Below are 12,531 nucleotides of genomic sequence, written 5' to 3'. Positions count from 1 at the left end.
GCTTCGCCTTTTAGTTTTTCTGCCGAGTCATATTCCCAGCAACAGCTTGGCAATATTAAAATAAATGACCAATGCTACCGCATCTACAATAGTGGTGATAAAGGGGCTTGCCATCACGGCGGGGTCAAAGCCTAAACGCTTTGCCAGAATAGGCAGGGTACTTCCCACCAGGTTCGCCACCAGCATCACGGCAAGCAAGGTGAGGCACACCACGGCGGCCACCAGCAGCGTAACACGGTCAAACACCAGCAGCTTGACAAAATTCACCGCCGCCAGAGTAGCGCCGCACAGCAGAGCAACGCTGGCTTCTTTCAAGATAATGCGGGGGACGTCGGAATACCGGATCTCCCCCAGGGAAAGCCCGCGAATAATGGTGATAGAGGATTGGCTGCCGGAATTACCGCCGGTGTCCATCAGCATGGGAATAAAATTTGTCAGGATCACGGTGGCTGCCAGGGCGCTTTCATAAGAAGCAATGATCGCACTGGTAAAGGTGGCGGAAATGGTCAGGATCAGCAGCCAGGGAACACGCTGCTTCCAAGTGGCGAACACGCCTGTTTTGATATACGGCTTTTCCGAAGGCGTGATAGCCGCCATTTTTTCAATATCCTCGGTGGCTTCCTCCTGCAAAACATCAATGGCGTCATCTACCGTGACGATGCCCACCAGCCGCTCCTCATTATCTACCACGGGGATCGCCAGAAAGTCATATTTGCTCAGCTCTCGGGCCACTTCCTCCTGGTCGGTGTGGGTGGAAACAAACTTGATATTGGTTTCCATGATATTGCGAATCGTCTCTGTTTTTGGGGAAAGCAATAGATCCTTGACTGTGACAATGCCCTCCAGCTTGCGGCGGCTGTCTGTCACATAACAGGTATAAATAGTCTCCTTCTCCACGCCTGTGGCCCGAATACGCTCGAAGGCCTGCTCCACCGTCATACTGCGCTTCAGATCCACATATTCCATGGTCATAATGCTGCCGGCGCTGTCCTTTGGATAATTCAGCACCTGGTTTATCATTTTGCGGGTATCCACGTCTACGTGGCGCAGGATTTTTTTTATGACGTTGGCAGGCATTTCCTCGATCATATCCACCGTGTCATCCAAAAACAACTGATCCATCATTTCTTCCAGCTCTTTGTCGCTGAAGCCACGGATCAAAAGTTCCTGGGTTTCGCCCTCCATGTAGGCAAAAACGTCCGCCGCCAGTTCTTTCGGCAGTAAGCGAAACAGAAGCGGCAGCTTCGCTTCCGGCATTTCTTCCAGCAATGCGGCCGCGTCCGCCGGGATCATATTCTTCACCAGCAGGGCCGCTTCCGAATACTTTTTGTTGTTCAAAAGCTCCAAAACCTTGTCGTTCATGGCGCACACCTCCCTTTTTATAATTCGGAGGCAGCACAAAGCCGGGGCACAGGACACTTTTTCTATACTTAGTGCTCAGTGCTTATTAGAAAAATCGGGCGCAATGCCGCGCCCGTACCAAAATGCACGGCATAACGGGACTTCCGATCCATTTTGCTCTCCCGGCTTTCTGCCGCCGCTACTTCGTGGAACGCTCACATTGCTCCCTCCTTTTTACCATTGTATTTTCAGGGCTTGTTTCCTGTCTTTACAATGTACCCTTTTCCATGAGATTTGTCAAGAAAAAAGCTCCCGGAAAAGCGAAAAACCTTTCCAAGAGCTTTTTTAGAAGGTTTCTTTACCGCCGGCTGCCCAGGAAAAACAGCGCCACGGTACCGGGGCCGGAATGTGCGCCGATCACCGGGCCGATAAAATTGATTTTGATATCCACAGTCCCCATTTTCTCCCGGACTTGCTCTGCCACATACTGCGCGTCCTCCAAGCAGTCTCCATGGCTGATAAAAATTGTCTGCTCCTTGGGCTCAATAGCGGTTTCCTCCATCTTTTTCACCAGCGCGTCCAAAGACTGCTTTCTGCCCCGCACCTTGGACACAGCGATTAAATGGCCCTCGTCGTCTACATGGAGAACCGGTTTGATCCCCAGCATGGTGCCTACCAGAGCGGTGGCGGCAGACACCCGGCCTCCCCGCTTCAAATGGTTCAAATCGTCCACCGTAAACCAGTGGCAAAGGCGAAGCACATTTTCCTTGAGCCAGGCAAGCACCTCGTCAATATCTTTTCCGGCCTTTTGCAGCATGGCCGCGTGATAGACCAAAAGACCCTCGCCCATAGAAGCGCATAACGTATCAAACACCTCGATACGGCGATCGGAATATTTTTCCTGAAGCTCCTGTTTGGCGATCATTGCACTCTGACAAGTGCCGGAAAGCCCGGAGGAAAAGGCCAGATACAGGATATCCTTCCCCTCCTCCAGCACTGGGGTAAACTGCTGCAAAAATTCCTCTGTGTTGATTTGCGCGGTGGTAGAGGTCTCGCCGCCGCGAAGCTTTTCATAAAAAGTGTGCTCGTTCATTTCTCCCCCGCCGGGAATATTGTGCAGGGTCTTTCCCTCCATGATATAGCACAAAGGGATCACATGGATCCCCAGCTCGTTTATCATTTCCGGGGAAAGGTCTGTCGTGGAATCGGTGATGATCTGATACTCCGCCATAAAGGGCCCTCCTGATTTTATACCTCAGCCACAGAGCATATGCCTACCGGTACGCGTTTTATCCTTACAAATTTGTAAGGAGCTTTTCCTTATCATACAATAGAACAGCAAAAAAGTATAGAGCTTTTTCCGTGCTTTCTACTATTTTCTGCCGCTGTCCAGGTAGCTTTGCAGGATCACGGTGGCGGCAACGGCGTCTACCACGGCCTTCCGCTTCTTTCCCCGAACATTGGTTTCGTTGAGATAGCCATGGGCGGTGACCGTGGTGCCTCGCTCGTCCCAAAGCCTGACGGGAAGCGCCGCCGCTTTCTCCAGCAAAGCGGCTGTTTCCCTGGCGCTTTGGGCGCTTTCCCCCTCTGTGCCGTCCATATTTCTCGGCAGGCCCACTACCAGAAGCTCCGCCCCTGTCTCTTTCGCGGCGGCACAGACCTTTTCAACCAAGCGCTCCCTGTTGTGCTCTTCCACCACCCGCAGCGGAGAAGCCAGTATTTCTCCCTTATCACACACGGCAAGGCCGGTTCTGGCTTTGCCGAGATCCACTCCCAAAATGATCACGTGAGTTTCTCCTTTAAGCCTTTTATTCCTTACTGCCTTTCTGTCCAAACAGCTGCTGGCGCACGATCCTCATCACAAGTACTTTTCCAGACAGCATTGTTCGTAAACCTTTTTTCCCAGTAAGGTAATCGCTTGCGCAGGACAAAAATTGACGCACCGATAGCACATGGTACATTTGCCGTTTTGTACCATGCGGCCTTCCCTGATAGAAATATTTTTCATAGGGCAAATTGATATACACCTTCCGCACCGAACACATTTGTTTGTATCGATTTTCAATTTATCGGAATACTCTTTTGTTTTGCCACGAAAATATATTCTTTGTCCGAATAGTCCTGTCAAATGTTTCAATAGACCAATCCCATCCTGGGGAGGGCGCCCGTTTCTTATTTTCCACGCGGCTTTTTGAATTTTCTCTTCCGCCGCGCGCACCAATTTTCGATTTTGCTCCAATGTTCTTTTCAATGCTCTTTCATCGCCGATACTGTCAGGCATTTTCAGGTGAAGTCCTCCCGTTATAAACGCGCCATACCCGGCCAACAAACGGGCGAGCAGCCCTGCTCCGTCTCCGCTGAACAGCCCCATCGTCGCGATAACAAAAACTCTTTTCCCCTTCCAAATGGACGAATTGTCAACGACAAAATCCCGCAGGATCTTCGGGAGATTGCTGAATTGGACTGGATAGCCTATAACGATTTCATTATGCGCGCAAATTTCCCGCACAGTATTCTCTGCTTCGATGGAAAAGTTCTTCCCCGCCAGCTCGAATTCTCGCACAAACGTTTCTACACAATGCTTTGTATTTCCGGTTCCACTGAAATAGACGCCTATCACTTTGACCGCCCTCTCTAAACTTTGATGATTCTCTTATTACACAGCCGCTTGGCGATCAGACTTGCCGGTAAAAGCATTGAAGCAGACAAGGAGTACTTTTTATACCGCTTCCGTATGAAACTCGTATTTCGTGGGCGCTCTTCGCAGCTCCGGGGGCAAATGGGAAAGGTCGTTGACCTGCTTCCAGGAAAGCTTTCCCGCTTCGTTCGCTTCCAGGATACTTACTCCCGTATTGCTGAAAATGGCTCCGCCGCGGATCCCTTCGATCCCGCCGGTACGCACCCGGGCGTCAAGGCTTCGAATCACGCCGCCGTGAGTGGAAATTGCCACTGTTTTTCCGAGATTCTCCGCAACGATCTTATCGATGGCGGCGTTGATTCGCGCATATGCCTGCTTCATCGTTTCGCCGCCGGGAAACTCGCAGAGATCCGGGGTTTTATCCCAGTTTTTTGCCACCTCCGGGAACCTTTCGCCGATCTCCGAAAGAAGGAGGTTTTCCATTTCTCCCACGTCCAGCTCGATGAGCTCCTCACGCTTCTGAACGGTCAGCTCATGAAACCGGGCGATGGCCTGGGCCGTGCGGTACGCCCTGTTCAGCGGGCTGGAATAGACGGCATCCAGCCGCACATTGCGAAAGCGCAGGGAAAGCAGCTCCAGCTGCTGTTCCCCCTTGGGACTGACCGGCGCGTTGAAGCGGCCCTGGAAGCGGTGCTCCACATTTCCCATGGATTCACAGTGCCGCACGATATAAAGCGTTGTCACCATGGGCGCACCCCTCCCGTCAGCTCAGAAAGGGACTTGATCTTGTTCTCTTCCAGATACCGGAAAAGGCCCTCCCAGATCTTTAAGGGCGCATAGGGGTCGGTAAACAGCGCTGTGCCGATCTGCAGGGCAGTTGCCCCGGCCAGGAGCATTTCCACAGCGTCCTGCCAGGTGGAAATGCCGCCCAGGCCCACAATGGGAATCTTCACCTTTTGAGCGGTCTGCCACACCATGCGCAGGGCAACGGGCAGCAGCGCCGGGCCGGAAAGGCCGCCGGTGTTGTTGTGGAGAATGGGCCTTCTGGTGTGGATATCGATCCGCATGCCGGTGAGGGTGTTGATCAGCGAAACGGCGTCCGCTCCGGCATGCTCCGCCGCCACTGCCATTTCGGAAATATCCGTCACATTGGGTGAGAGCTTGACCATCAGGGGCTTTTTGCAGTGTTTTTTCACCTGTGAAGTGATACCGTACACGCCCTCGCAGGTGGTGCCGAACTGCACGCCCCCCTGCTTTACATTGGGGCAGGAAATGTTCAGCTCGATCATGTCAACCGGCGTGTCGTTCAGCTTTTCCACCGTTTCACAGTAATCCTCCGGGGCGTTTCCCGCCACATTGGCAATGATCCTTGTGCCCTGATGGGCAAGCCAGGGCAGATCGTGCTGGATAAAGTGATCCACACCGGGATTTTGCAGACCCACAGCGTTTAACATACCGCCGGGGGTTTCCGTCACTCTGGGCGGCGGATTGCCCGGGCGCTCCCGGATCGTGGTTCCCTTACAGGAAATACCGCCCAAAACGGACAGCGGGTAAAACTCGTGATATTCCCGGCCGAAGCCAAAGGTGCCGGAAGCGGCAATGAGAGGATTCGAAAAATCCACCCCCGCCACGGAAACGCACATTTGGGGGGAAATCTTCCGGGGGCTTGCTTCCAGCAGGACCCCTTCCCCATCCTTTACGCAGATCACGGAGCCTCCGGTCTTCTGCCGGTAATCCAGGGCCTTTTGGGGATCTTCTTTATTGCAGTGGGGCATGAGCTGCACTTGGGTAAGCCCCAGGCCGGTCAGGTCGGTAAGTCCCATGAAATTGAGCTGGGGGTGATAGAGGTCGATCAGCTTGATCGTAGGCCCCAAAACCAGAGCGCCGGCGCTCCAGCCGATGAGCAGCCTGTTTTCCGCCACAGCCTGCAAGGCTTCTTCCCCATGATGCTCCCGAATGGAATGAAGCAGATAATAGGGGTTTCCGCCCATCAGGCACACCACATCGTAGGAAAAGAGCTTTTCTGCAGGGTCCTTGTCAAAATCGAACAGCTCCACGGAGAGCCCCAAAAACTCCAGCTCTTTTACATTGCGGGGCACATGATAGTTTTTTTCCTTATATTCCGGATCGGCGGTAACCACCAGGGCTGCCTTTTTTCCGTTTTTAGCCTGCTTTTTGGCTTCCCGCAGCAGCTCCTGGCTGGTAAGCCCGTTGGAACACAATAAAATCATGCTTTCCCTCCTTACAGCACCACCCGGCGGCTGTCAAACACCGGGCCGTCCTTGCACACATGGCCGAAATACTGATTTCCCGCCTCGTCCAGCAGAGGCACTGCGCAACCCAAACAGGCGCCGATCCCGCAGGCCATGCGTTCCTCCAGAGAAAGATAACAGGGCACATTCTTTTGCTCCGCCAGCGCCCGTACTGCTTTCAGCATGGGAGCCGGGCCGCAGGCAAACACGACTTCAAACCGCTCCTGTTCGGCAAGCTCCGTCACCAGGCCATGAAAGCCATAGCTGCCGTCGTCTGTGGCGATCAGGGCTTTTGCCCCCGCTTCCTGAAAATCCCGCTCCAGGATCACGACGCTTTGGGTGCGAAAGCCCAGCACGGCCACGGCATTTTCCCGCAGCTCCGCGGCGCAGCCCAAAAGGGGCGGCACACCGATGCCGCCGCCCACCAGCAGGGTGCGCTTTCCCTTATCAACGGGAAATCCGTTTCCCAGGGGGGCGAGAATTTCCAGTTCATCTCCCCCTCGAAACTCCGCCAGCTCCGCCGTGCCCTGCCCCCTGATTTGGAACACAAAGCGGAGGGTACCCGCTTCCCGGTCGATCCCGCAGATGGAGATGGGGCGGCGCAGGGTATGGCCGGGCAGGCGTATCTGGGCAAACTGGCCAGATACCGCTTTTTCGGCAAGCTCCGGGCATTCCAAAACAAAATCGTACACGTCAGCAGTGAGCTTGTCCGCTTTTACCAGTTTACAGCGCTTGGAATCGTACTTCATGAGCCTTTCCCCTTTTTACTTCAATTCGATCCAGAAAATTTTCATCGTATCGTTTTCCTCGGGTACAAAGATCTCCCGCTGGAATACGCCGCCATTTGCCAGGATTGTTCTTTCGCTGCCGGGGTTGTGGATGTTGCAGGAAATCATCACCCAGGTAAGCCCGCGCTCTCTGGCCTTTTCCAGACACTGCCGGAGCATTTCCTTGGCATAGCCCTTCCGGCGTTCACAGGGGCGGACACTGTAGCCGATATGGCCGCCAAACATGGACAAAACCGGATGGTCAATGTGGTGGCGCAGGTCGATCATGCCGATGAGCTTATTGTCGCTTTCCCGCACGGCAAGGTACTGTGTATCAGGAATATGGTCCCTGGGACAAGTCTCAGGGGTGCTCAGTTTTTCCACCTTTGCAAGCCATTCTTCAAAGCTCTCAAATTTGTGTAAACCGCAGCAGCCGTCCAATTCATCGCCGGCTTCCAGAAACTCCCGGCGGTATGCCATGATCTGTCCGGCATATTCAGCAGTGGGGATTTTCAAAACTATTTCATGCATCGCAGGTTCCTCTTCCCTTACGGAAGCCGGATCGTCCCGACCCGCTTCACGATCTCATCTCTCATGCGAATTGCTTCTCTCCTGGCCGCCTGGGCGTATTCTTCCGGGACGCAGTTTTCCTTCTGCCAGGCGCACAGGATGCCCCGGGAGGAATTGACGATGGCGCCCAGGCCGTTTTTGTCAAAAGCGGGGGCGACATCATCTGCCCCGCCGCCCTGGGCTCCATAGCCCGGTACCAGGAAGAAGGTGTGGGGCAGCGCCGCTCTCAGTTCTCCCAGCTGGGCGGGGTAGGTGGCCCCTACTACGGCCCCCACGCCGGAATATCCGTATTTTCCGGGCAGCTCCTTTCCCCAGGCTTCACACATATCGCCCATGGCGCGGTAAATGGTAATGCCATTTGACAGCTCTCTATCCTGCAATTCTCCGGAAGAGGGGTTGGAGGTTTTGACCAGCACAAAGATCCCCTTATCCCCAGCCTTGCAGACCTCCAGAAGAGGCTTGATCCCATCGGAGCCAAGATAGCCGTTGACGGTGAGCAGATCCGCGCCGAAAGCTTCCACATTCTCCCCCTCCACCTCGGTAACGCCCAGGTGAGCGGCGGCATAGGCCTGCATGGTGGCCCCGATATCGTTGCGCTTGCCATCGGTAATGACCACCATACCCTTGGACTTTGCATACTGAATGGTTTCGTACAGCGCTTTTACTCCCTGCCAGCCGTACATTTCATAGTAGGCCGCCTGGGGCTTTACCGCCGGAACAATATCGCACAGGGCGTTGATCAGGCCCTTGTTAAAGGAAAGCAGGGCGTCCGCCGCGCCCTCCAGCGTTTTTCCGTACTTTTGATAGCTTTTTTCCCGAAGGTACTCCGGAATATAAGCAAGCTTCGGGTCGAGCCCCGCCACGGTGGGATTCTGCGTTTCCACGATTTTTTCCAGCAGACGATCCATTGCCATAAAAAGCTCTCCTATCTGATATCAAATACTTTTCTGCCCCGGAAAAGGGTAAGAACCACCTTTCCTTTCAGGCTCATTCCCTTAAAGGGGGTATTCCGGCTTTTGCCGTGGAGGGCAAATTCATCTACCCGCCAGCTTCGCTCCGGATCAAAGAGCACCAGATCCGCGTTTTCTCCCGGCTTCAGCGTTCCTGCCGGAATTCCCAGAATCCGGGCGGGGCTGGCGCTCATTTTCTCGATCACCTCACGAACGGTCAGCACGCCCTCCAGTGCGGTAAGAGCCGCCGCCAAAGAGGTTTCCATGCCGATGGAGCCGTTGGGCGCTGTGAGAAAATCCGCCTTTTCCTCCGGCGTATGAGGAGCGTGATCTGTGGCAATGGCGTCTATGGTGCCGTCCTTCAAGCCCTCCAGCAGCGCCTGACGGTCCGCTTCACTCCGCAGGGGCGGGTTCATGCGGTAATCGGCGTCCCGCTTTCGCAAAGCCTCCTCTGTGAGAAGCAGATAATGGGGACAGGTCTCCGCCGTGACCTTCACTCCCCTGGCCTTTGCTTCCCGGATCAGCGCCACAGAGCCCCTTGTGCTCACATGGCAGATGTGAATGGGGGCGTCTACAGAGGCCGCCGCCGCAAGCTCTCTGGCGGTGCCGCAGTCCTCCGCGGCGTTGGGGATTCCCTTCACGCCTAAAAAGCGGGAAACCTCCCCTTCGTTCAATAAACCGCCCTCCGCCAAATACTGATCCTCGCAGTGGGCGGTGACGATCATTCCCAGCTCCGGCGCGCGCTTCAGTGCTTCCAGCAGGCAGGCGGTATTTTTTACCGGCCGGCCGTCGTCGCTGAGTGCGATGGCTCCGGCCCTTCGCAGCGCCGCCAGATCCGTGGGCCTTTCCCCCCGCAGCCCCTCTGTGATACAGGCGGCGGTATAAACGGCAGCGTCCGCCTCCTTCGCCTTGCTTAAAAGCGCCTCCACCCTTTCCGGGGAATCCATGGACGGGGCGGTGTTGGGCATGGCCAACAGGCTGGTGACTCCCCCGGCGGCGGCGGCGCGGCAGCCGGAAAATACGTCCTCCTTCTGGGTCTGTCCGGGATCCCGCAGATGCACGTGGAGATCCACCAGACCGGGGGCGGCCACCAGGCCGTCACAGTCCAGAATTTCCTCCGCCTCCGCTCCGCGGGAAAAAAGGTCTTCTCCGATTTCACGGATCTTTCCGTCCGAAATCAGAATATCGCCTGTTCCATCCATGTTCTGGGAGGGATCTATGATTCTGGCTCGCTTCAGCAGCAGCTTCATGTTCTGCTTCCTCCTTCCTTACTCCAGCAAAAGCTTCTCAGCATGCCATTTTGTCAGAGATAAAAGCTCTCTGCCGTAGTACTCCGGCAACAGGATCGGATCGGTATCCGCCACCAAGCTATAGGGCGTAAGCCCGGCGCTTTCCGCCAGATTTAAGGCACGGTACATGTGAAAGCCCTGGGTCACCAGAGCGAACTCTGTACCCAAGCCCTCCCGTTCCGCGATCTCCCGGGAAAAATTCAGGTTCTGCCGGGTGTTGCGAGACTGATCCTCCATATAAATACGCTCTTCTTCGATGCCCAGCCGCAGCAGGGCGTTTTTTTCCGTAAGGGCCTCCGGGCAGGGCTCGTCCCCACCCTGGCCGCCGGTGACGATACAGCTTGCGCCGGGGTTTTCCAGCAGGTAGCCCACCGCTCGATCCACCCGGTTTGTCAGAGTAACGCCCATTCGCTCCGCGCTGTACACCTGCGCACCCAAAACGATCACATTGGTTCCGGCAGGCGGCGTGCGATACTGGGCAGAGATCATCAGCCCCGTTAAATACCCGGCCCAAAGCAGGCCCAGACAGTAAAAAGCAGATACCAGGCGAACGATTGCCTTTTGCCAGCCGCCCCGCTCCGCCAAGCGGCGGTAAAAATGGAGGATCAGAAAACCAAGCAGACAGACGCACAGGCCAAACACCGCACCCAAGTCAAAGCCGCCGTGCAGCAGCGGCAGCAAAAACCACGCACAGCCTAAGAGGCACAAAATTTTTCCGATCCATTTTACCACTGTTCGAGATCGCTTCATAACCGCTTTTTCCTTCCCGTTTTACTGAATACACCTTATCCGATTTTCCTTTTCCATATTTGGCATATAGTATAACATATTTTCAAACACTCGGTAACCCTTTTTCCGAAAAAAAGGGGAAAACGTTCAAAACAAAAAATATCTCAACGGCTTCCGAACAAAAAAGGAACACCCGGGAAATACCGAGTGTTCTTTTTTCTATTATAATGCATTGTTTACAGCTTACTTACCACGCTTTATATAGGTGGTATGCAGCAGCTCGTGGGCCTTGTGGCCGCCGGGGCCGTCAGTCAGGAACTCCTCATAGCACTTCTGCACCACGGGGTTATCGTGGCTCTTGCGCAGGGGCATGGCACGATCCTGATCGTACAAGGCCTTGGCGCGCAGCGCCTTGATATCCGTATCGGCGCGGACGGAAGCAGGCTGAATGGGCTGGCCGCCGCCGTTAACACAGCCGCCGGGACAGCACATCACTTCGATAAACTGATAATCCGCTTCCCCGGAGCGCACCTTTTGCAGCAGGACGTCCGCATTGGCAAGGCCGCTGACAACAGCCACCTTCACGTCCATACCGGCCACCTTGTAAACAGCCTCCTTGAAGCCTTCGGTGCCGCGGATCTCCTGATATTCGATCTCCTCCACGCGTCTGCCCTCCAGCAGGTCGGCGGCTGTACGCAGGGCGGCCTCCATCACGCCGCCGGTAGCACCGAAGATCACTGCCGCGCCGGTGGAAACGCCCATCGCCTCGTCAAACTTCTCTTCGGGCAGCCGCTGGAAATTCAGCTGGGCGCGCTTGATCAGCCGGGCAAGCTCCCGGGTGGTCAAGCTGATATCCACATCGGGAACGCCGGCGGCGTTCTCATCGTTGCGCATGATCTCAAACTTCTTCGCCGTACAGGGCATCACGGAAACAGACACGATGTCCTTGGGATCGATCCCCTCCTTCTGCGCGTACCAGGTTTTGATCAGCGCTCCGGTCATATTCTGGGGAGACTTACAGGTGGAGAGATTGTCAATCAGGTCGGGATAATAATGCTCGCAGAACTTGACCCAGCCGGGAGAGCAGGAGGTGATGATCGGCAGCTTTCCGCCGTTTTTCACCCGGGAAATAAATTCGTTTGCTTCCTCCATGATGGTCATGTCCGCGCCGAAATCGGTATCGAATACCTTGTCAAAGCCCAGGCGGCGCAGGGCGGCCACCATTTTCCCCTCCACGTTGGTACCGATGGGAAGGCCGAATTCCTCACCCAAAGCCGCGCGAACGGCCGGGGCGGTCTGCGCCACCACGGTCTTGGTGGGATCGCTGATCGCGTCCAGCACTTCTTGAATACTGTCTTTTTCCGTCAGCGCGCCGGTGGGACAGCTGACAATGCACTGGCCGCAGGCCACGCAGGAGGCATAGCTCAAGGGCTGCTCAAAGGCACAGCCGATCTGAGTATCGAAGCCCCGGTTATTGGCTCCGATCACGGAAACATGCTGATTCTGACAGGCGGCCACACAGCGGCGGCAAAGCACGCATTTGGCGTTGTTGCGCTCCAGATACAAGGTGGAGGTATCCTTATCCCCCGCGGGCATTGCCCCGGCGAAGCGATCCTCCTCCTCAATGCCCATATCGTTACAAAGCTTCTGCAGCTCGCAGTTTCCGCTGCGCTCACAGGTAAGACATTTTTTCTCGTGAACGGAAAGCAGCAGTTCCAGCGTCATACGGCGGGATTCCTGCACCTTGGGAGTGTTGGTGAACACCTCCATACCGTCGTTCACAGGGTACACGCAGGCTGCCACCAGAGAGCGCGCCCCCTTCACCTCTACCATACACATACGGCAGGCGCCGATCTGGTTTACGTCCTTCAGATAGCAAAGGGTAGGAATATCAATACCGGCGGATCGGGCGGCTTCCAGGATCGTGGACCCGGCGGGCACTTCATAGTCTATCCCATTGATTTTAACGGTTACCATTTCCATGCTCTTCTCACT

General features: G+C 55.3%; 12 protein-coding genes and 1 pseudogene. All 13 read right to left on the bottom strand.

Annotated features, from left to right (window positions below; translation table 11 throughout):
• Nucleotides 1-27 precede the first annotated feature (27 nt).
• The 13 genes and pseudogenes from mgtE to U8T64_RS06925 all read right to left on the bottom strand — a co-directional run bounded on the left by mgtE (nucleotide 28) and on the right by U8T64_RS06925 (nucleotide 12,519).
• The gene (mgtE, locus tag U8T64_RS06985; RefSeq protein WP_322182308.1) at nucleotides 28-1,362 is read right to left on the bottom strand and encodes a magnesium transporter; all 1,335 of its coding nucleotides are present in this window, start codon (nucleotides 1,360-1,362) and stop codon (nucleotides 28-30) included.
• Between the two features lie 337 nt (nucleotides 1,363-1,699).
• The gene (locus tag U8T64_RS06980; protein WP_322182306.1) at nucleotides 1,700-2,572 is read right to left on the bottom strand and encodes a DegV family protein; all 873 of its coding nucleotides are present in this window, start codon (nucleotides 2,570-2,572) and stop codon (nucleotides 1,700-1,702) included.
• A 141-nt stretch (nucleotides 2,573-2,713) separates the two neighbouring features.
• Nucleotides 2,714-3,127: a Holliday junction resolvase RuvX gene (gene ruvX, locus U8T64_RS06975; RefSeq protein WP_322182303.1), complete on the bottom strand. Its 414-nt coding sequence runs from the start codon at nucleotides 3,125-3,127 to the stop codon at nucleotides 2,714-2,716.
• 72 nt (nucleotides 3,128-3,199) lie between these two features.
• On the bottom strand, nucleotides 3,200-3,961 hold the full coding sequence (locus U8T64_RS06970; RefSeq protein WP_322182301.1) for an EFR1 family ferrodoxin: 762 nt from the start codon (nucleotides 3,959-3,961) through the stop codon (nucleotides 3,200-3,202).
• A gap of 99 nt (nucleotides 3,962-4,060) precedes the next feature.
• On the bottom strand, nucleotides 4,061-4,726 hold the full coding sequence (locus tag U8T64_RS06965) for a histidine phosphatase family protein (RefSeq protein ID WP_322182299.1): 666 nt from the start codon (nucleotides 4,724-4,726) through the stop codon (nucleotides 4,061-4,063).
• Nucleotides 4,720-5,622: a dihydroorotate dehydrogenase gene (locus U8T64_RS06960; protein WP_322183036.1), complete on the bottom strand. Its 903-nt coding sequence runs from the start codon at nucleotides 5,620-5,622 to the stop codon at nucleotides 4,720-4,722. Before U8T64_RS06960 ends, U8T64_RS06965 begins: the two co-directional genes overlap by 7 nt.
• A gap of 42 nt (nucleotides 5,623-5,664) precedes the next feature.
• Nucleotides 5,665-6,210 (bottom strand): annotated as a pseudogene (locus U8T64_RS06955) (Type 1 glutamine amidotransferase-like domain-containing protein); the annotation flags it as partial.
• 11 nt (nucleotides 6,211-6,221) lie between these two features.
• Nucleotides 6,222-6,980 carry a dihydroorotate dehydrogenase electron transfer subunit gene (locus U8T64_RS06950; RefSeq protein WP_322182297.1) on the bottom strand — a complete coding sequence of 253 codons (759 nt, stop codon included), beginning with the start codon at nucleotides 6,978-6,980 and terminating at the stop codon, nucleotides 6,222-6,224.
• A gap of 15 nt (nucleotides 6,981-6,995) precedes the next feature.
• Nucleotides 6,996-7,529, bottom strand: a complete 534-nt coding sequence (locus U8T64_RS06945; RefSeq protein ID WP_322182295.1) for a GNAT family N-acetyltransferase — start codon at nucleotides 7,527-7,529, stop codon at nucleotides 6,996-6,998.
• Between the two features lie 17 nt (nucleotides 7,530-7,546).
• Complete coding sequence (gene pyrF / locus U8T64_RS06940; protein WP_322182293.1) at nucleotides 7,547-8,482, bottom strand: orotidine-5'-phosphate decarboxylase; 936 nt, start codon at nucleotides 8,480-8,482, stop codon at nucleotides 7,547-7,549.
• A gap of 11 nt (nucleotides 8,483-8,493) precedes the next feature.
• Complete coding sequence (locus tag U8T64_RS06935) at nucleotides 8,494-9,768, bottom strand: dihydroorotase (RefSeq protein WP_322182291.1); 1,275 nt, start codon at nucleotides 9,766-9,768, stop codon at nucleotides 8,494-8,496.
• Between the two features lie 18 nt (nucleotides 9,769-9,786).
• Nucleotides 9,787-10,557: a YdcF family protein gene (locus tag U8T64_RS06930; RefSeq protein WP_322182289.1), complete on the bottom strand. Its 771-nt coding sequence runs from the start codon at nucleotides 10,555-10,557 to the stop codon at nucleotides 9,787-9,789.
• Between the two features lie 222 nt (nucleotides 10,558-10,779).
• A complete protein-coding gene (locus U8T64_RS06925; RefSeq protein ID WP_322182287.1) occupies nucleotides 10,780-12,519 on the bottom strand; it encodes an NADH-dependent [FeFe] hydrogenase, group A6 in 1,740 nt (579 codons plus the stop codon).
• Nucleotides 12,520-12,531 lie beyond the last annotated feature (12 nt).

It is taken from the genome of Neglectibacter caecimuris, from assembly GCF_034335015.1.
Taxonomy (GTDB): domain Bacteria; phylum Bacillota; class Clostridia; order Oscillospirales; family Acutalibacteraceae; genus Acutalibacter; species Acutalibacter caecimuris_A.
This window is presented reverse-complemented; position numbering and strand designations above follow the sequence as displayed.

Coding starts and splice junctions, on each gene's coding strand:
- mgtE (WP_322182308.1), bottom strand. CDS start 1,362: ATGAACGACAAGGTTTTGGAGCTTTTGAACAACAAAAAGTATTCGGAA.
- U8T64_RS06980 (WP_322182306.1), bottom strand. CDS start 2,572: ATGGCGGAGTATCAGATCATCACCGATTCCACGACAGACCTTTCCCCG.
- U8T64_RS06965 (WP_322182299.1), bottom strand. CDS start 4,726: ATGGTGACAACGCTTTATATCGTGCGGCACTGTGAATCCATGGGAAAT.
- U8T64_RS06960 (WP_322183036.1), bottom strand. CDS start 5,622: ATGTGCGTTTCCGTGGCGGGGGTGGATTTTTCGAATCCTCTCATTGCC.
- U8T64_RS06950 (WP_322182297.1), bottom strand. CDS start 6,980: ATGAAGTACGATTCCAAGCGCTGTAAACTGGTAAAAGCGGACAAGCTC.
- U8T64_RS06945 (WP_322182295.1), bottom strand. CDS start 7,529: ATGCATGAAATAGTTTTGAAAATCCCCACTGCTGAATATGCCGGACAG.
- pyrF (WP_322182293.1), bottom strand. CDS start 8,482: ATGGCAATGGATCGTCTGCTGGAAAAAATCGTGGAAACGCAGAATCCC.
- U8T64_RS06935 (WP_322182291.1), bottom strand. CDS start 9,768: ATGAAGCTGCTGCTGAAGCGAGCCAGAATCATAGATCCCTCCCAGAAC.
- U8T64_RS06930 (WP_322182289.1), bottom strand. CDS start 10,557: ATGAAGCGATCTCGAACAGTGGTAAAATGGATCGGAAAAATTTTGTGC.
- U8T64_RS06925 (WP_322182287.1), bottom strand. CDS start 12,519: ATGGAAATGGTAACCGTTAAAATCAATGGGATAGACTATGAAGTGCCC.